We start from the raw sequence: 17,158 nt of genomic DNA, 5'->3' as shown, positions 1-17,158 counted from the left end.
TGCACGCGCGCGCCGAATCCCTGCTGCGCACGAAGCCTCCCCCACCCGGTTTCGAGTTTAACGAGCGCCCCACCCACCCCTGCCCTGCCGCCCACCATGACCGCGATGCCTGCCGCCACCCCTGACGCCGCCACCGAAGCCCCCGAAGCCGCTGCTGACGCCGCCCCCGCCACCCACCAGGTGCGCGGCGCCTGCCCGCACGACTGCCCCGACACCTGCGCGCTGCTGACCACCGTGGAGAACGGCATCGCCATCCGCGTGCAGGGCAACCCGGCGCATGGCCACACCGACGGCGTGCTGTGCGCCAAGGTGTCCAGGTACGCCGAGCGCACCCACCACCCCGAACGCCTGCTGACGCCCCTGAAGCGCAGCGGCCCCAAGGGCAGCGGGCAGTTCACCCCGGTGAGCTGGGACGAGGCGCTGGACGACATCGCCCGGCGCATGGGCGCCATCGCCGCGCGCGACCCGCAGGCCATCCTGCCCTACAGCTACGCCGGCACCATGGGCCTGGTGCAGGGCGAAAGCATGGACCGGCGCTTCTTCCACCGCCTGGGCGCCTCGCTGCTGGGCCGCACCATCTGCGCGTCGGCGGGCGGCGAGGGCCTGACGCAGACCCTCGGCGGCAAGGTGGGCATGAAGGTCGAGTGGTTCGCGGAGTCGAAGCTCATCCTGATCTGGGGCAGCAACTCCATCGGCAGCAATTTGCACTTCTGGCGCTACGCCCAGCAGGCCAAGAGGGACGGCGCGCGGCTGGTGTGCATCGACCCGCGCAAGAGCGAGACGGCCGACAAGTGCCACGAACACCTGCAGCTGCTGCCCGGCACCGACGGCGCGCTGGCGCTGGCGCTGATGCACGAACTCATCGCCAACGACTGGCTGGACCACGACTACATCGCCCGCCACACCCTGGGCTGGGAGGGCCTGCGCGCCCGCGCGCTGCAATGGCCGCCCGAACGCGCCGCCGAGGTCTGCGGCCTGCCGGTGGAGCAGATCCGCCGCCTGGCGCGCGACTACGGCACCACCGGCCCGGCCGCCATCCGCCTCAACTACGGCATGCAGCGCGTGCGCGGCGGCGGCAACGCCACCCGCGCCGTCGCCTGCCTGCCGGCGCTGGTGGGCGCCTGGCGGCACCGCGCGGGCGGCCTGCTCATGTCCAGCTCGGGCATGTTTCCCATCCAGCGCGCCGCGCTGCAGCGGCCCGACCTGGTGCCCGCAGGCATCGCGCCGCGCACGGTGAACATGTCCACCATCGGTGACGACCTGCTGCGGCCCGCATCGGCCGACTTCGGCCCGCGCATCGAGGCCCTGGTGGTCTACAACAGCAACCCGGTGGCGGTGGCGCCGGAATCGGCCAAGGTGGCGGTCGGCTTCGCCCGCGAAGACCTGTTCACCGTGGTGCTGGAGCATTTCCAGACCGACACGGCCGACTACGCCGACTACGTGCTGCCCGCCACCACGCAGCTGGAGCACTGGGACGTGCACGTGTCCTACGGCCACACCGATGTGCTGCTCAACCGCCCGGCCATCGCGCCCGTGGGCCAGGCCCGGCCCAACACGCAGGTCTTCCGCGACCTGGCCGCGCGCATGGGCCTGCAGGATGCCTGCTTCGCCGACAGCGACGAAGACCTGTGCCGCCAGGCCTACGGCAGCCACGTGGACTTCCAGCAGCTGCTGGACCAGGGCTTCGCCAGCCTGCCCGTGCCCGATGCGCCGTATGCCGAAGGCGGCTTTCCCACCCCCTCGGGCCAGTGCGAGTTCCACAGCGAACGCCTGTCGGCGCAAGGCATGGACCCGCTGCCCGACCACCTGCCCAACCGCGAGCGGCCGGGCATGTCGGCCGCCTACCCGCTGGCCATGATCTCGCCGCCGGCGCGCAACTTCCTCAACTCCACCTTCGTGAACGTCAAGAGCCTGCGCAACATCGAGACGCAGCCGGTGCTGGAGATCCACCCCGAGGACGCCGCCCCACGCGGCATCGCCGACGGCGCCGTGGTGCGCGTGTTCAACGACCGCGGCAGCTACGAGTGCCACGCCGCCGTCAGCCAGCGCGCGCGGCCGGGCGTGGTCAACGGGCTGGGGATCTGGTGGCGCAAGTTCGGCGTGAACGGCACCAACGTGAACGAGGTGACGGGCCAGGCGCTGACCGACCTGGGGGCCGCGCCGACGTTCTATGACTGTGTGGTGCAGGTGGAGGCGGCGGGAGGGGCTGGCGGGGCTGGCGACGCAGGCGGGGCAACGCAGCCCGCGGGTGGATGACGGAGCCGGCAGCGCGCCGGCCCGGGCCCGGGCAGGCCAAGGCCCGCCCTGTCATTTTGCTATTTTCTTTATAGCTAAAAACCTAGCAATATCAAGCGCTGGAGGCACATTTGACCTCCAAAACCTGCCTCTCAGCGGTTCATCACCAGCCAGCCGGTCACCACGGCCACCTGGCTTTCGTCGAGCGTGGTGGCGTTCGCGCTGCCGAACGCCATGCGCTCGTCCACGCTCCAGGCCACGCCATTGACCACGGCCACCTGGTTGGCCTGCGAGTTTTCCCGCAGGCGGCCGAAGCGCGCATCCGCATTGCCGTCGATCTGCGCATCCAGCAGCGAAGCGAGCGCCGGCGTCATCTGCCGGAGCACCATCACGTTGCGCGGCCGCGATACGTAGGTGCCGACCGCCGCGCCGGGCTCGGCCCAGCTCACGTTCTGGAAGCAGACCTGCACCTCCTGCGGGTTGCCGTTGGAATCCAGGTAGGCGTAGCGGTCCGCCTGGCCCTCGGCGCGGCCCTGCGGCAGGCGGATGCCGGCGGCCTGGAACACGTTGAGCATCGCATTGCCGCACAGCTCGCTGGTGTTGCCGTTGACCCGCCCGGTGGGTGCCGCGGCCGAGTCGCCGGGAACGATGCCGGTGCCCGCGACATAGGCGTCGTAGGCCATCAGCCAGCCCTGGACGAAGCTGGAGGAAATGCGCTGATAGCTGGCGTTGCGCTGCAGGTCGCGCCCGATGGCGATGGCGCCGACGATGAGGCCGATCACCACCAGCGCGATCGACAGCTCCAGCATGCTGAAGCCGCGTTGGCGGGCCGCCGGTGCCCAGATGCCTGCCGAGGTGCGGCGGTCGAGAGAAAGAATGCGCATGTGTCAGAAACCCAGGTTGTCGGCGGTGCGGGCGTCGGTGTCGATCGCGATGGCCTGAGCGGCGCTGTCGGTGACCAGCGGGACGACTTCGGTGACGCGGCGGTCGGCCTCCTGCTTGGCGACGACCGCCTTGGCCAGCGTGGCAGCCGATGCCGCGACGGCGGCGGTGTTGGCGACGATGGCCGCGATGGCGGGCGCCATCACGCCCGCCGCGCTGCCATAGGTCAGGATGGTGAACGCCACGGCGTTGGCAGACCCCGCGACGGCCGAGGACAGTCCGGCGGAGGCGCTGAGCACGCCGGCGGTGCCGGAGGCCACGCCCGCACCCGCCAGCAGCGCCGCGATCTCGAGCTGGCGCTGGTAGTCGATCAATGCCCGCTGCATGAAAGCCGCGGCGGTGGCCGCATTCACGTGCGAGTGGCTGACGGCCGACAGCGCCTGCCCGCACTGCAGCTGCGCGAACAAGGCGTTGAAGGGCACGGCCACCACGCGGTCGTCGTAGCCATTCGAGGCGGGCCGGTTGGCCGCGTCGAAGGTCGGCGAGGCGCTCGTCGCAGAGGCCTGCCGGCCGTCGAACGGATTGCCGTCGCCATCTGCGTCCAGCATGCCGGGCGCCGCCACGGTGAACGCCACCGCGCGGCGCACGCCGCTCGTGTCCATCACGCCCAGCGCGGCAGGGTTGGCCGCCGCGTTGGAGGCGAGCGTGGCGGCATAGCAGAAGTCGAGCAGGTTCGCATTCGCGGGATCGAGCGCCAGCGGCACCTGCGGCAGGATCGGCGGCAGGCCGACCGTGAAGGCCGGACGCAGCCGGTCCTTGGACTGCGTCAGGTCCATGTCGAGCCAGGGTTGGGTGGCGTCGGGGGCCCGGTGGACGCCGTAGCGCAGCTGGCCTGCGCGCGCGTCGGGCACACCCAGGGTCCGCCAGGGCAGAAAGCCGACCTGCCGCGCCGCGCTGCAGTCCTCGTTGCCCGACGCATCGGCGGCAGGGCACGGCAGGCGGAAGTTGGCATGCACGAAGCCCACGGCCGCGCGCTCGGCGATCTCCAGCAGGTCACGCTCCTGGGCTGCCGTCTTTTCCTGGGCGGACATGCGCCAGTAGACCGCGAAGGCCAGCACCAGCAGCCCCAGAATGCCCAGCGCCACGCCCATCTCCACCAAGCTGAAGCCGGCCTGATCGCGGCCGGGCCGCACACGGTGAAGTCGCCTCATGGCAGCAGCCCCTTGGTGTCGACCGCCGCAGCGTTCCGGACCGCGGCATCGCGGGCGACCAGCATGCGCGCCTTGACGGTCGTGGCATCGGCGGCCTGCTTGCCGGCCTTGGCTTCGGCCGCCACGGCAGACGCCAGCTGAACGCTGGACACCACCAGCGCGGCCGAAGCGGCGCCGATGCCCAGCACCGCCGCGGCCACGGTTCCGGCACCGACCCCGACGCTGTTGGCCGCCAGGGACACGGCGCTGGCCGTGGTGCCGATGGCGATCAGCATGTCGAGCGACGCCAGCGCGACGGTGGCCTCCGCCAGCTTGCGGTCGGAGATGCGCACCTGGTAGGCGAAGCCGCGGAAGCGGTCGAACATGTCGGCATCGCGGTAGATGTCGAATGCCGCATACGCCGACCGGGCCGCCGCCTGGGCCTCGCCCATCCGGGTGACGCAGGACAGCCGCGCGGACAGCTCGCCCAGGCCGGTGGCGGCGATGCGGTCGTCGAACGTGGGCGTGGAGGGCGTCCCGGGCAACGGGAAGGTGGCCGTGTAGGGCAGGTTGAACACGCGGTCGGCGCCGGCATCGGCCACCGCGTAGGCGACCGGCACGCCGCCGGCCAGCAGGCCGGCGGGCGCGGCCGTCGCCAGGCGCAGCGACTGGCACAAGTCGAGGCCATTGACCTGGGAGGGGTTGTAGGCGGCCGGGGCCAGCACCGGCGAGGGCGGCAGCGTCGGGCTGTACTTCGCGCTGGCCATGGCCAGATCCGCCGTGGGCGTGCGGTAGACGCCATAGCGCAAGGGCACGTCGAAGCGGGGCAGGCCCAGGGTGCGCCAGGGCAGCTCGCCGAAGGAGTCCGAACCGCAGACCTCGCTGCCCGTGCCGCCCACTGTCGCGGGGCACGGCAGGCGATGGGTGCGCAGCACGAAGCCTTCCACCGCATCCTGGGCCTGGCGCAACCGCAGCTGCGGCGTATCCCCCTCGGCCACGCCGCGGCTGGCCGGCAGCATCTGCCAGGCGACCAGACCCACCACCCCGGCCAGGGCCAGGGCCACGGACAACTCCACCACGGAAAAGCCGGCGCTGTGGCGCCGTGCGCAATGTTTCATCGAATACCTCCGCGCCGATCCACCTGCTGCAGGATCGTTGCCGCGCCCTTCCATACCTCGTTGGGCAAGGCCGCCCCGCTGGAACCGCCGGTGGACATGGCGGCCAGCCGCTCGTACTGGGTCTTGGCGCTGGCTTCCTGGCCGACCGCGTTGTCATAGAGCTGCTGCGCGGACTTCACGTTCTCGTTGCGGGTCCACCAGACGAGGTACTTGCCACTGCGCAGGTCGTAGAGGGCATTGAGCTTGTCGAGCACCCGCTGCCGGCCGTTGAAGTAGTAGGTGACGTCCCGGCAGGTGGTGACGTCCTTCTTGTCGATGACCTGCGTGGTGCATTCCTTCACCACGTACGGCAGCGCCTGGAACTTGTCGGCGGCGCTGTTCTTGGCCGTGTCCAGAGCCGTCTGGGCGTCGTTGAGCGCCGTCTGCGCGGCGTCCTTGGTGGCCTGGGCGGAGGCCACCGTCAGCGACAGGCTGGCGAGCTGGGCGTTCAGCGAATCCCTCTGAGACAGCAGGGTGTCGCGCCGGTTCACCAGATCCGCACGGGCGGTGGGGTCGGTCTCGGCATTGATCTGCGCGTTCAGGTTGGCGATGTCGTTCGAGAGGCCGGCGATCTGTCCGCTCAGCCGCTGGATCTGCGCCGCGTTGTTGCCGGTGTTGCTCTGCGCGCGCAGGTTGTCGAGCGCCTTCTGCAGCTCTGCCTTCTTGGCCGGGTCGGTCTCGTCGTCGATCTGCTTTTGCAGGGCCGCGATGGCGGCATCGTTCTGCGTATTGGTGGTGTTGGTGCCGGCCGCCGTCTCCTGCGCCTGCTTGAGGGCGTCCGCCGCCTTGTTGAAGTTCTGCAGCGCGAGGATCCAGGCATCGGCCTTGTCCTTGACCGCCGCCAGATCGCCGTCGTAGGCGGTGGTGCTGGTGGTGCCCTTGTTCGGCGACCCCTTGTCGTTGGCTTCGGTGATGACGTTGTGCGCCTCGGTGTAGAGCGCCGCGTTGGCTGCATCGCGCTCGCTCACGGCGGTGCCCAGCTGGCCCTGCGCCGTGGTCAGGTCCGTCTGGGCCTTCACGCGCGTGGCGGTGGCCTTGTCCCAGGTCGTCTTCGCGGCCGTGACGGAAGCGGAGATGTCGATCGTCACCGTCTGGGCCTGGCCGGCCTGAACCGTGGCGGCCACGCCGATGCCGAAGGCGACCAGCGAGGAGGCCAGCGCCGCCGCGTTCAGCGCGATCGCGACGGCGGCCGCGCCGATCGCGACGCCGGCCGCGGCCACCGAGGCAGCGGCATGCGGAATCTCCGCGCAGCCCACCAGGAACACGCAGGTCGCGATGGCGGTGGCCAGCAGGCCGCTCGCCGTGGCCATGTAGCCCGAGGCGGTGCCCATGTCGCCGGCCGCGACGGCGATCTTCACGCCGCTGACGATGGCCTTCACCCCGTTGACGGTGGTGATGACGGCCGCCGTCGCCAGGGCGCTGGCCCGCTGGGAATCGACCTCTTCCACGACCTCGGTAGCGAGCGACATGATGTTCAACGAGGCCATGAGCCGCTCGCAGTCGAGCATCTGGGCCAGGCCGGAATACGTGCGTGCGACGACGCGGTCGTCGTAGCTGGACAGCAGCGAGCCGGCATCGGGCCGCTCCATCGCCGTGGTCGCGCTGGCATTGAGCCCGTCCAGGAGCCGGCCGTCGCCGTCGGCATCCTTGCGGCCCGGGTGGGCCAGGGCATAGGCCACCGGGTAGCCGTCGGTCAGGCTGCCCACGCGGGCGTGGTTGGGCTGCACTGCGGCGCTGGATGCGCTGGCCAGGGTTTGGCAGAAGTCGGCGGTGGTTCCGGAATTGCTCAGCGCGCGCCGGGCGTTGTAGGTTTCGCCGCCGAAGTCGATGGGCTCGAAGTCGTTGTTGCCCGAAGCCGCCTTGGCCAGATCGACCGCGCTGCGCTGCACCTCGTAGCCCAGCTGCCCCACGCCCGCTGCAGCCATCGAGCCCTCCAGCCCGAGCGTGCGATAGGGCAGCTTGCCCTTCTGGGCGCCGGAGCCGCAGTCCTCTACGCCGTCATCGCCGGTCGCCGGACAGGGCAGCCGGTTGTGGGCCGCCACGAAGCTCGCGAGGAAGCGGTCGGCCTGCGTCAGCGCCGCCATCTCGTCCTCGGCGGCGAGCGACGCCTGGCGGGTCTTGATGGCGATCGCCCCCGCCACCAGCGCGCCCGTCACCACCAGCAGCAGCAACATGGTTTCGAGCAGGCCCAGGCCGCGCTCGCGGCGGTGGGGCGCTCGGGCGCAGTGGCGGGGGTGGGGCGCGAATCGCATCAGCGCGCCCCGAGCGATTGCTGCACGGACTGCTGCACCAGGTCGTACACCGGCAGCAGCAGCGCCACGATGAGGAAGATGAACAGCCCGCCGGCCACCAGGATGATGGCGGGCTTGATGATCTCCGACAGCGACTGGATCAGCGTGTCGAGCCGCTTGCGGTATTCCACCGCCAGGTGCGTCAGCTGCTTGTCCAGGCTGCCGGATTCCTCGCCCACGGCGATCATGCGCACGGCCATGGGCGGAAAGCCGCCCACGCGCCGCATGGCCAGCGAAATGCGCTCGCCGCGCGCGACCAGCTCGCGCACGCGGCGCAGCCGGCGGCGGTAATAGCGGTCCTGGGTGGAGCGCTCCAGGATGTCGAGGCTGGACACGAACTCGAGGCCGGCGCGCACCAGGATCGCCAGGTGCTCCGTCAGGTGCGCCATGCCGGAGGCCGTCATCAGCACCCGGGTGATGGGCAGGCGGTGCAGCACCTCGTGCAGCCACACCTTCGCGCGCGGCACCCGCAGGAAGACATAGGCGATGCCCGCCACCAGCAGCGCCAGGATCAGCACCGCCACCAGGGCGTTTTCCGCGAGCGCGTCGGAGAAGCGCACCAGGCCTTCGGTGATGGGCGGCAGCTTGGCGTTGAGCTGGCGGAAGAGCCGCGCCATGTTGGGCACCACGTAGTAGACCCAGAACGCCGCCACCGCGAAGATAGTCGCGAAGACGAAGATCGGATAGATCATCGCGGTGCGGATGTCGCGCCGGATCGACACCACGCGCTCGACGTGGTCCGCCGCCTCGGCCAGCATGCGGTCGAGCGTGCCGGACTGGTCGCCGATGGCCACCAGGTTGCGCACCGTCTCGGGAAACACGTCGGGCTGGCGGTCGAAGGCGGCCGCCATCGGGATGCCGCTCATCAGGTCGTCGGCCAGCCGCTTGGCGACGCGGCCGGCGGCATGGTTGCCGGTCTCGCCGCCCTCTTCCACCAGCGTGCGCAGCGCGTCGATGGCCGGCACGCCGGCGGTGAGCATCAGGCTCAGGTCGCGCAGCAGGCCGGCCAGGTCTTCCATCCGCAGGCCGCGGCCGCCCACGCGGCGCAGCACGGCGCCGGCGTCCATCATCCAGCCGGGCAGGCGCCGCAGCGTGAGCACGGTGCCCTCGGTCTCCTGCTCGATGCGCAGGCGCGCGGAATGGTCCCGCTCCACCAGCAGCTGCAGCAGGCCCTGCTTGAGGGCGCCGTGCGGCATCAGCACGCGGTAGTAGTAGAGACGCATCTTGGCCATGGCTTGCCTGGTTCTTCCTTCAGTAGCCGCCCACGGCGCGCTCGATTTCCTCGACCGTGGTTTCGCCGGCCAGCACGCGGTGGCGCGACAGCGCCTGGATCGGACGCAGGCCGTCGCGCTCGGCGATCTCGCGCAGCGTGCCGCGCGGGGCGTCGGCAGCGATGGCGTCGGCCAGCTCGCGCTGCACGATCATCATTTCGTAGACCGGCAGGCGGCCCAGGAAGCCGGTGCCCCGGCAGTGCCTGCAGCCCGCGCCGTGGAACAGCCGCGCCACGGGCTGGCCCAGCCAGCGCTGCTCGGACTCGGTGGCGTCGTGCTCGGTGCGGCAGTCCGGGCAGATGCGGCGCACCAGCCGCTGGTTGATCACGGCGACCAGGTTCTCGGCAATGCTGTCCGCATCCACACCCAGCAGCTTGAGCCGTGGCACCACCCCGAAGATGCCGCCGACGTGCAGCGTGGAGAGCACCAGGTGGCCGGTGGAGGCGGCGTCCAGCGCGGCGCGCGCGGTTTCGCCGTCGCGGATTTCGCCCACCAGGATGATGTCCGGGTCGTGCCGCAGGAAGTGGCGCATCGCGGTCGAGAAGTCGTAGCCCGCGCGCCGGTTCACCTCGGTCTGGCAGGCCACGGGCACGCGGTATTCCACCGGGTCCTCCACGGTGACCACGTTGCGCTCCACCACCGGCTGCATGCGCAGCGCGGCGTGCAGCGTGGTGCTCTTGCCCGAGCCGGTGGGGCCGGTGATCAGGATCAGCCCGTGCGGGCGCGCGAACACCCGCGTCATCTGCTGCACGTCCTCGGGCAGGAAGCCCAGGTCCTCCAGCTTGTCGAGGTCGCCGCGCTCGGGCAGCAGGCGCATCACCATGCGCTCGCCCTGCTCGGAGATGAGCGTGGAGACACGCACCGTGTAGGCGGCTTCGAGCACCGTGGCGGTGAAGCTGCCGTCCTGCGGCAGGCGCTGCTCGCTCGCGTCCATCTCGGCCTGCAGCTTCACGAAGCTCACCAGCCGGTCGAGCGCGCGCGAGAGCGCGAACATCGGGCGCATCACGCCGTCGATGCGCATCAGCACGGTGCTGCTGTGCGCCGTGGGGGCGATGTGGATGTCGGTGGCGCGTTCGCGCACGCCCAGGTGCAGCATGTAGTCGAGCAGGCGGGCCGGGCTGTAGGCACGGTCCACGTCGGCCTCCAGGCGCCGCACCTCGCTGGCAATCAGCTTGTCCGCCGGGTTCTCGGCAAAGTAATAGTGCTGCTGGGTGGCGCGGGCCACCTTGTCGAATTCACCCTGCAGGAAGCGCACGCCCATGCCGGTGCGACGGTCCACCACCTCGGCCACCGCGCGGGGCACCGCGTCGCCCAGAACCACTTCCACCACGCCGCCTTCGCGGCGCAGCGGCAGGAAGGCGTGCGTCAGGCAGACGTTGCGGTTGAAGGCGGCGGCCACGTCCGGTTCCGGCGCGGGCAGGTCGGCCACGTTCACGAACGGAATGCCGCGCTGGCGCGAGAGGTAGCGCGCGATGTCCTTGCCGCTGGCAAAGCCCAGTTCCATCAGCAGGCGGCCGAGCGGCACGTTCTCGATCTTCTGCTTGTGCAGCGCGTAGTCGATCACCACCGGCGTCACGACGCCGTCGGCGATCAATTGCTCGCCGATCAGCAGCGCCGCGCCGCTGTCGGGGGACAGCAGGCCTTCAGTGAGGACGGGCGCTGGAAGCGGGGGCTGCATTCATCTTCTCCAGAAGCATGTAAGTCAATTCGTCGGGCACCGCGGTGGCGGGCAGGCCCAGCGCGCCCTGGAAATGGGCGAGTGCGGCCACCGTGCGGGGTCCGTAGAACCCGTCCACTTCCGCCGCGCCGAGTGCGCCCTGCCGTACCAGGGCCTTCTGCAGGGCCGTGCCGGCCGGCGTGGGCTGGGGCGTGGGCACGTACGCCGCCTTGTCCAGCATGTCGCGCCAGAACGCCCAGCGCTGACCATCCCGGTCGAACAGGCACAGGCCCGCCGAGGGCTGCAGGCGGGGAGCCACGGCGGCGGGCAACGCCTGGCGCACCATGGGCCGCCCCTGCGATTCCGCCGCGATGCGCGACAGGCACCGCTGCTCGTCCGGGGCCGGGCTGCCCTCGGCCACGGCTTGCCGCGTGACGGCGGCGGGCAGCACCACGGCGACGGGGGCGGAGGCGACCGCCGCCGGCCTGGCCGGCGCGGAGGTGGCCGCCACCGAAGCGGCTGGAGCCGAAGCCCCAGTCGCGGCAGGAGCTGCCATGGGCACGCTGCTGGCCGCGGGCACTGCGGCCGTGGCGGGTGCCTGGACGGCGCCGACAACGGGCTGCGCGGCGGCCGTGGTGGCCGTGGTGCCCGACGCGGCCGGAGCCCCGGCGGCGGATGCACCGGCCAGCGGCTGCACCGCAGCCAGGGGGGCGGGCGCGGGCTCGGAAGCCTGCGGCCAGACATAGGCCGCGCCGACACCGATCGCCGCCATGCCGAGGCCGCCCATCGCCAGCAGCGCATGCCAGCCGGGACGGCGGCGCGCAGAGGCCGTGCTGGGTTCCAGGTCGTCCAGCGCGGCGCGCAGCAGCCGGCTGTCGATGGTGCCGCCACCCTGCGCGGCGAGGCCGTACATGCAGCGGTCCAGCACCAGGTGGATGCGGCGCAGGTTGCCACCGGTGGCCCGGTGCAACTGGCGCGCGGCGCGGGGCGCCAGGGCAATGCGGCCCGAGGCCCCGGCGGCGGACACCCGCATCTCGAAGTAGCGCAGCACCTGGTCGGCGTGCAGGCCTTCCAGGCGCGCATGCTTGACGACGCGGCTCTGCAGCTGGCGCAGGTCACGCCCGGCCAGCAGCGTCTCCAGCTCGGGCTGGCCCGCCAGCACGATCTGCAGCAGCTTCTCCTGGCCGGTTTCCAGGTTGCACAGCAGGCGCACCAGCTCCAGCGACGCGGGCTGCAGGTTCTGCGCATCGTCGATGACGAGCAGGCAGGTGCGGCCCGCCCGGTGCTCGTCCATCAGGAAACCGTTCAGGCGCGTGAGCGCCTCGTCCATGTCGTCGGCCGGCTCCAGCCCGAAGTCGCGCAGGATGGCCGAGAGCAGGGCCTCGCGCTGCAGGAAGGTGTTGAATACCAGCGCGGAGCGCACCTCGCCTTCCGGCAGGGTGTCGAGCAGCCGCCGCACGAAGGTGCTCTTGCCCAGCCCGACCTCGCCGGTCAGCAGCACAAAACCCTTGCGCGCGCAGATGCAGTGCAGCACCTCGGCGAACTGCTCCTGCAGCGCCTCGGTGAAGAAATACGCACTGGCATCGGGCGTGGGCGGAAACGGGTTCCGCGCCAGCCCCAGGCGGGCATGCAGGGCCGCGAGCGACATCAGGGCTTCGCCTGGAAGCGCGCCAGGGCGGACTTCAGGCTCTCCGATTCGGGATGCACGCGGACGGCGTCGGCCAGAATCTTGCGCGCGGTTTCCCCGCGCTGGCGGCGGGCCTCGATGCTGGCGAGGTTGATGCTGGCCTCTTCGTCGCCAGGCAGGCGGTCCAGCAGGTCCTGGTAGATGCGGGCAGCGGCATCGGCATTGCCACTGGCCAGGGCATACCACCCTTCGGCGCGCAGCAGCGACACGCTGCCCGGCGGAAGGTCGCGCCGCAGGGCGGCCAGATGCTCGCCGGCTCCGGTCATGTCACCGGCCCGCATGGCCTGCAGGAACGCGTTGAAGCGCTGCTCGACGGGCATGGCGGCCACGACGGGAAGCACCGCCAGCGGCCGTGCTGCAGCCGTGGCCCGCGTGGCGGTCGCTGGCGCCGGCGTGGCCGGCACGGCGCGCACGCTGCGCTGCGGCTCGGTGGCCGGGCGCGCTGGCCGCCTGGCCAGGGGATCGGGCACCGTGGCCGCGTCCGCCACCAGCACCGGCGCAGGCAGGGCCGCCCGCTCGGGTGGCGGGGGCGCAGCCACCACGGCCGGAGCCGCCGCGGCGATGGAAGGTGCGGCAGCGACGGCAGCCGCAGCGGCGATGGGTGCGGGCGACAGCGCCGGAGCAGGGCTGGGCAATGCAACGGGCACCGGGGCTGGCGCCCCGGCCATCGCAGCCTCGGTGGCCGGCAGCGAAGCCGCCGCCGCCGTGGAAATGACCGCAGGCGCGGACGCTGGCGCAGGCGCGGGTGCAGGTGCAGCGCTGGCCGTGCGCACCGAGAGGGCATGCCCCCCCTTCAGCGCGTACCAGCCGGCCCCGCCGGCCGCGGCGACGGCCAGGGCCAGCACCAGCACGCGCACCGGGCCGCGGCGGCTGGCCGTGGGCGCGGGCGCCGGGGGGGCGCGGGGCGCCAGTGCCACGGCGTCGGCCGCGAGGGGCGGGTCCATGTCCCGCAGTGCCTGGTGGATGAGACTCATATCTTGCGTACCCGCATCACGATCACCAGCTCGCGGCTGGCATGGGTGTCGGACTGGTTGCCCACCAGCTTGCCCAGCACCGGCACGTCGGAGACGCCCGGCGCGCCGCGATTGCGGTCGGTGGTGCGCTGGTCGATCAGTCCGCCCACGACGACCACGTCGCCGTCACCCACGTTGAGCGTGGTGGTCAGGCCCTTGTAGCTCACGACCGGCAGCGTCACGCGGTTGTCCGAGTTGACCTGCACCAGCGCCAGGCTGGCCGGATCGACCTCGCTCTGCATCGGGTTGATCAGCAGCTCGATGCGGCCGTCGTCACGCATGTAGGGCAGCACGCCCACCATCACGCCGGAGAAGACCGAATCGGTCTGCACATCCGACGTGGTGGTGCTGGCGCCACCGCCCGGCACCACCAGGGTGGACGAGGCCCGCGTCACGTAGCGGATGCTGTCGCCGACCGACAGGAGCGCCGGCGTGCCGTTGCGCACCTGCACATTGGGGTTCGACAGCACCTTGAGGTTGCCGAAGGACCGCAGCGCGTTGATCACCACGCTGGACGTGCTGCCCTGGTAGCCCACGCCCAGGGCCGGGCCGGTCAGGCTGCCGATCAGCGTCGAAGGCAGCGTCACCGTGCGGCTCAGCGCGCCGCCGACGTTGGGCAGCACGCCCTGCGCACCCGACAGCGCGATGGGCGAGGTGCCGAAGCCGGCGGCCAGGCGCCCGCGCAGGATGCTCCAGTCCACGCCGAACTCGAAGCTGTCGGAGAGCTGCACGTCGATCAGCTGGGCCTCGATGTAGACCTGCTGGCGCAGCATGCCCTGCACCTTGGCGAGCATCTTCTCGATGGCGCGCATCTTGCCCGGACGGGCCTTCACGTACATCGTGCCGGTCATCCGGTTCACGCTGAAGCCGGCATCCTGGCCGGTGGTCTCCGCCAGGTCGGCGGTGAAGGGCGTCTGCGCGGGGACCAAGGCGGTGCCGACCTGCGTGGCCACGGCGGGCACCTGCGCGACCGGCTGGACCGCGGCGCGGCGCATGTCCTCGCCGAGGATCACGCGCATGTTGTTCTCGATCTCCTGGTACGGGTCGGACTTGGCCCCGCCGCCGCCGCTGATCGACAGGTTGCCGCGCAGCGCATTGGAAGCGCCACCGCCCGAGCCGCCGGTCGAATTGCCGAACACGTTGCCGCCGGCCGACAGGTCCAGCGTGGTGCTGCTGTTGAGGAAGTCCAGGTTGAAGAACTTCTCTTCGTTGAGCGTGACGCGCAGCGTGTTGCCCTGGATCTCGCCCGACACGTTGTAGGCGCGCAGCACCTCGGTGAACGCTTCGCGCAGCGAGACGTCCCGCAGGTACATGTCCGAGACCTGGCCGACCCGCACCACGGCGGGGTCCACGACCAGGTTGATCCTGGCGCTGTCGGCGAAAGCGGCCAGGATCTGGCTGATCGTGGCGCGCGACATGGCGACCGAGATCACCTTGCCTTCGAGCATGTCGAACTTGGGGGCGACGGGCGCGATCTCGGGCGCGGGGGCGGACTGGCGCAGCTGCTGGTTGAGCGCCATCTGGTGCGCCAGCAGCTTCTGCGACTCCGCCACCATGTGTTCGCGCAGCTTGTCGGGGGTTTCCTGGTCGACCGGGCGCAGGCTCTGCACGCTGCGCGGGGTGGGGCTGGTCGCGCAACCGGCCAGCATCGCTGCGGCGGCCAGCGCCAGCAGGGCGCAGCGGGGACGGAAGAGGTGCGGCAGGTTGGGGGAGAACATGTCGGATTCCATATCTTTCTAAGGGGCGCGCGCGCCGATCCAGCCCGTCAGCGACGCCAGCGATTCGGCCGCGACCACGTCGTCGCGGTCGATGCGCAGGGCCGTGCCGGGCGCGTAGGCACACAAGCTGCCTGCGGTGTGGGGAGCATCGAAACGATTGCCGTCGTTGTCGCGGTCTTCGAGCGGCACGACGATGAAGAAGGCCGGATGCGAGCGGATGTTGTCGGTGCAGTGGACGACGCCTTCTCCGGCGTCGTCACCCGTCAGCCGGGCATGGTCCGACGACAGTGGCTGCCGCCCGGCGATCACCAGGCCGGCCATCAGGTCGCGGGCATTGCGGTAACCCGGCGTGCCGGCGGCATCGCCCGTGCGCTCGGCGGCCACGGCCAGATCGGCGTCGCCGCCCGCTGCATTCTTGTTGCGGTAGACGCCGTAGGCCGCGCGCAGCGTGTCCGGCGGCAGGTCCAGCCCCAGGCTGCGGTACGGCAGCCAGCCGGCCTCGACGCCACTGGCGCATGCGCCGCCGCCATCGCCCTCCCAGCCGCTGCCGCCGGTGTCCGGGCAGGGCAGCCGGCCGTTGCGCAGGGCAAAGGCGCGCAAGCTCTCGCGCAGGCTTTCGGCAGCCTGCCGGGCGCGGTCGCGGTCCTGCAGGGCGGCGGAATTGCCGTAGCCGGAGCTCACGGCCCAGCCGAGCAGCCCCATGGCGAGCAGCACGACGCTCAGCTCGATCAGCGAGAAGCCTCGCTGACGCGGCCGATGCCTGCGCGCAGGGGGGTGGGTCACCGGGCCGCTCCCGCAGGGGCCGCCACGCTGGCGTTCATGCCGGCCTGCAGCCGCTGGATCTCGGCCATGTGGGCCTGCAGTTGCGCGGGCACTTCGGGGCCGGGCTTGGCGGCCAGGGCCTGCATCTCGGTCGCGACCTGGCGGATGCGTTCGCTGCGCGCGAGGTTGTCGCGCACCGCTTGCAGATCGACGCCGGCCACCACCTTGCTGCCCTGGTTCTTCTGCAGGTCCGCCAGCACGGCGTCCACTTCGCGGACGTCGGGCTGCGGCGAGGCCAGCAGGCCTTGCAGGCGCTGCTGGATCTGCTCCAGCGTGGGCGCGCCGTCGCGCCCTGCGCGCACGGCAGGTGCCGCGCCCGTCGCGGGTGGACGGCTGCCATCCGGCGCGAGCCAGGGCGCCGCCGATTCGGCGTCGCCCGGCATGCGGCCCGGCGGCAGGGAAGACACCGTGCCGCCGGCTCCCGGAGCGCCTGGCGCCGCGGCGCCGGGCACGGCGCCGTTCGGGCCGCTGCCAGGCGCTGGCAGCGCCGCGCTGCCGGGCGCCTGCGAATAGGAAGAGGACGCAGAGACGCCCGAAGGCGATGACTGCAGCCCCCCGGGCGCGGAGGCGGACGGGCCGCGCATCCACAGCACGGCACCCAGCACGATGGCTGCCATGCCGACGGCCAGGCCGATGAGCACGCCGCGGTTCATCGCACGGCTCCCGGAAGCACCGGCGCGGGGGCGTAGAACTGCCGCTCCGCCGCCGTGGCGTCGGGCGCCTCCAGGGTGCGCAGCGTGCCCACGCGCAGCCGGTCCGTCGGGACCGACAGCGTCTGGCGGCCGCTCGTCTCGCGCACCACGACCTGGCTGGCATCGATCTTCAGCACCCGGCCGCCGTCCCGCAGGCGGTCGCCGGAGCGCACCAGCTGGTCGTCGACCATGGCCACGAATTCCTGGCCCTGGCGCATCAGCATCGTGACGGAGCGGCGCGGCATGGTAGGGCCGACCGCGCCCGGCGTGCCCACTGCGGGCACGGCCACCAGCGGCCGGCCCGAGACGGGCGCCAGCGTGCGCACGCGCTCGTCGATCCGGGCGATGGCGTCGAGCGTGGCAGCCACCTGCTTGCGGTCCGTCGTGACCCTGGCAGGCAGGGGCGCGAGCTCCACCAGCGGCACGCGGGCCTGCGGCGCGCGTGGGGTGAGCAGACCGTACAGGGCGAAAAGCCCCCAGCCCAGAAGCACCAACGCCAGGGCGTTGAGCAGGAGCGCTGCGTATTTCATGGATGTGCCGTTT

General features: G+C 71.7%; 13 protein-coding genes. 1 reads left to right on the top strand and 12 read right to left on the bottom strand.

What is annotated here, in order from left to right; all coding sequences use genetic code 11:
• Window positions 1-105 precede the first annotated feature (105 nt).
• A complete protein-coding gene (locus ASF94_RS00260; protein ID WP_056660699.1) occupies window positions 106-2,256 on the top strand; it encodes a molybdopterin-dependent oxidoreductase in 2,151 nt (716 codons plus the stop codon).
• 131 nt (window positions 2,257-2,387) lie between these two features.
• Here ASF94_RS00260 and ASF94_RS00255 read toward each other — a convergent pair whose 3' ends face one another.
• From ASF94_RS00255 to ASF94_RS21445, 12 genes are read right to left on the bottom strand one after another with little or no spacing between them, the layout of a single operon-like run.
• A complete protein-coding gene (locus tag ASF94_RS00255; RefSeq protein ID WP_056659859.1) occupies window positions 2,388-3,119 on the bottom strand; it encodes a type II secretion system protein in 732 nt (243 codons plus the stop codon).
• Between the two features lie 3 nt (window positions 3,120-3,122).
• Window positions 3,123-4,328, bottom strand: a complete 1,206-nt coding sequence (locus ASF94_RS00250; protein ID WP_056659856.1) for a type II secretion system protein — start codon at window positions 4,326-4,328, stop codon at window positions 3,123-3,125.
• A complete protein-coding gene (locus ASF94_RS00245) occupies window positions 4,325-5,425 on the bottom strand; it encodes a type II secretion system protein (RefSeq protein ID WP_056659853.1) in 1,101 nt (366 codons plus the stop codon). Before ASF94_RS00245 ends, ASF94_RS00250 begins: the two co-directional genes overlap by 4 nt.
• Complete coding sequence (locus ASF94_RS00240) at window positions 5,422-7,716, bottom strand: hypothetical protein (protein WP_056659851.1); 2,295 nt, start codon at window positions 7,714-7,716, stop codon at window positions 5,422-5,424. Before ASF94_RS00240 ends, ASF94_RS00245 begins: the two co-directional genes overlap by 4 nt.
• Window positions 7,716-8,987 carry a type II secretion system F family protein gene (locus ASF94_RS00235; RefSeq protein WP_235505181.1) on the bottom strand — a complete coding sequence of 424 codons (1,272 nt, stop codon included), beginning with the start codon at window positions 8,985-8,987 and terminating at the stop codon, window positions 7,716-7,718. Before ASF94_RS00235 ends, ASF94_RS00240 begins: the two co-directional genes overlap by 1 nt.
• 19 nt (window positions 8,988-9,006) lie before the next feature.
• On the bottom strand, window positions 9,007-10,704 hold the full coding sequence (locus tag ASF94_RS00230) for a GspE/PulE family protein (protein ID WP_082492863.1): 1,698 nt from the start codon (window positions 10,702-10,704) through the stop codon (window positions 9,007-9,009).
• Window positions 10,670-12,331, bottom strand: coding sequence for an ExeA family protein (locus ASF94_RS00225; protein ID WP_056659848.1), 1,662 nt, complete (start codon window positions 12,329-12,331; stop codon window positions 10,670-10,672). Before ASF94_RS00225 ends, ASF94_RS00230 begins: the two co-directional genes overlap by 35 nt.
• The gene (locus tag ASF94_RS00220; protein ID WP_156382372.1) at window positions 12,331-13,344 is read right to left on the bottom strand and encodes a tol-pal system YbgF family protein; all 1,014 of its coding nucleotides are present in this window, start codon (window positions 13,342-13,344) and stop codon (window positions 12,331-12,333) included. Before ASF94_RS00220 ends, ASF94_RS00225 begins: the two co-directional genes overlap by 1 nt.
• Window positions 13,341-15,101 (bottom strand): pilus (MSHA type) biogenesis protein MshL, encoded by a 1,761-nt coding sequence (mshL, locus tag ASF94_RS00215; RefSeq protein WP_056660692.1) that lies wholly within the window; start codon window positions 15,099-15,101, stop codon window positions 13,341-13,343. Before mshL ends, ASF94_RS00220 begins: the two co-directional genes overlap by 4 nt.
• Window positions 15,102-15,119: 18 nt before the next feature.
• A complete protein-coding gene (locus ASF94_RS21450; RefSeq protein WP_082492862.1) occupies window positions 15,120-15,884 on the bottom strand; it encodes a type II secretion system protein in 765 nt (254 codons plus the stop codon).
• The gene (locus tag ASF94_RS00205; protein WP_056659839.1) at window positions 15,881-16,576 is read right to left on the bottom strand and encodes a hypothetical protein; all 696 of its coding nucleotides are present in this window, start codon (window positions 16,574-16,576) and stop codon (window positions 15,881-15,883) included. The genes ASF94_RS21450 and ASF94_RS00205 overlap by 4 nt, the downstream gene beginning before the upstream one ends.
• On the bottom strand, window positions 16,573-17,145 hold the full coding sequence (locus ASF94_RS21445; protein WP_056659836.1) for a hypothetical protein: 573 nt from the start codon (window positions 17,143-17,145) through the stop codon (window positions 16,573-16,575). The genes ASF94_RS00205 and ASF94_RS21445 overlap by 4 nt, the downstream gene beginning before the upstream one ends.
• Between the last annotated feature and the right edge of the window lie 13 nt (window positions 17,146-17,158).

The organism is Acidovorax sp. Leaf160 (assembly GCF_001424265.1).
Taxonomy (GTDB): Bacteria; Pseudomonadota; Gammaproteobacteria; order Burkholderiales; family Burkholderiaceae_C; genus Paracidovorax.
This window is presented reverse-complemented; position numbering and strand designations above follow the sequence as displayed.

Excerpts from the sequence above, each read along its gene's own strand:
- ASF94_RS00260 (WP_056660699.1), top strand. The coding sequence starts at position 106 with ATGCCTGCCGCCACCCCTGACGCCGCCACCGAAGCCCCCGAAGCCGCT.
- ASF94_RS00255 (WP_056659859.1), bottom strand. The coding sequence starts at position 3,119 with ATGCGCATTCTTTCTCTCGACCGCCGCACCTCGGCAGGCATCTGGGCA.
- ASF94_RS00250 (WP_056659856.1), bottom strand. The coding sequence starts at position 4,328 with ATGAGGCGACTTCACCGTGTGCGGCCCGGCCGCGATCAGGCCGGCTTC.
- ASF94_RS00245 (WP_056659853.1), bottom strand. The coding sequence starts at position 5,425 with ATGAAACATTGCGCACGGCGCCACAGCGCCGGCTTTTCCGTGGTGGAG.
- ASF94_RS00240 (WP_056659851.1), bottom strand. The coding sequence starts at position 7,716 with ATGCGATTCGCGCCCCACCCCCGCCACTGCGCCCGAGCGCCCCACCGC.
- ASF94_RS00235 (WP_235505181.1), bottom strand. The coding sequence starts at position 8,987 with ATGGCCAAGATGCGTCTCTACTACTACCGCGTGCTGATGCCGCACGGC.
- ASF94_RS00230 (WP_082492863.1), bottom strand. The coding sequence starts at position 10,704 with ATGCAGCCCCCGCTTCCAGCGCCCGTCCTCACTGAAGGCCTGCTGTCC.
- ASF94_RS00225 (WP_056659848.1), bottom strand. The coding sequence starts at position 12,331 with ATGTCGCTCGCGGCCCTGCATGCCCGCCTGGGGCTGGCGCGGAACCCG.
- ASF94_RS00220 (WP_156382372.1), bottom strand. The coding sequence starts at position 13,344 with ATGAGTCTCATCCACCAGGCACTGCGGGACATGGACCCGCCCCTCGCG.
- mshL (WP_056660692.1), bottom strand. The coding sequence starts at position 15,101 with ATGTTCTCCCCCAACCTGCCGCACCTCTTCCGTCCCCGCTGCGCCCTG.
- ASF94_RS00205 (WP_056659839.1), bottom strand. The coding sequence starts at position 16,576 with ATGAACCGCGGCGTGCTCATCGGCCTGGCCGTCGGCATGGCAGCCATC.
- ASF94_RS21445 (WP_056659836.1), bottom strand. The coding sequence starts at position 17,145 with ATGAAATACGCAGCGCTCCTGCTCAACGCCCTGGCGTTGGTGCTTCTG.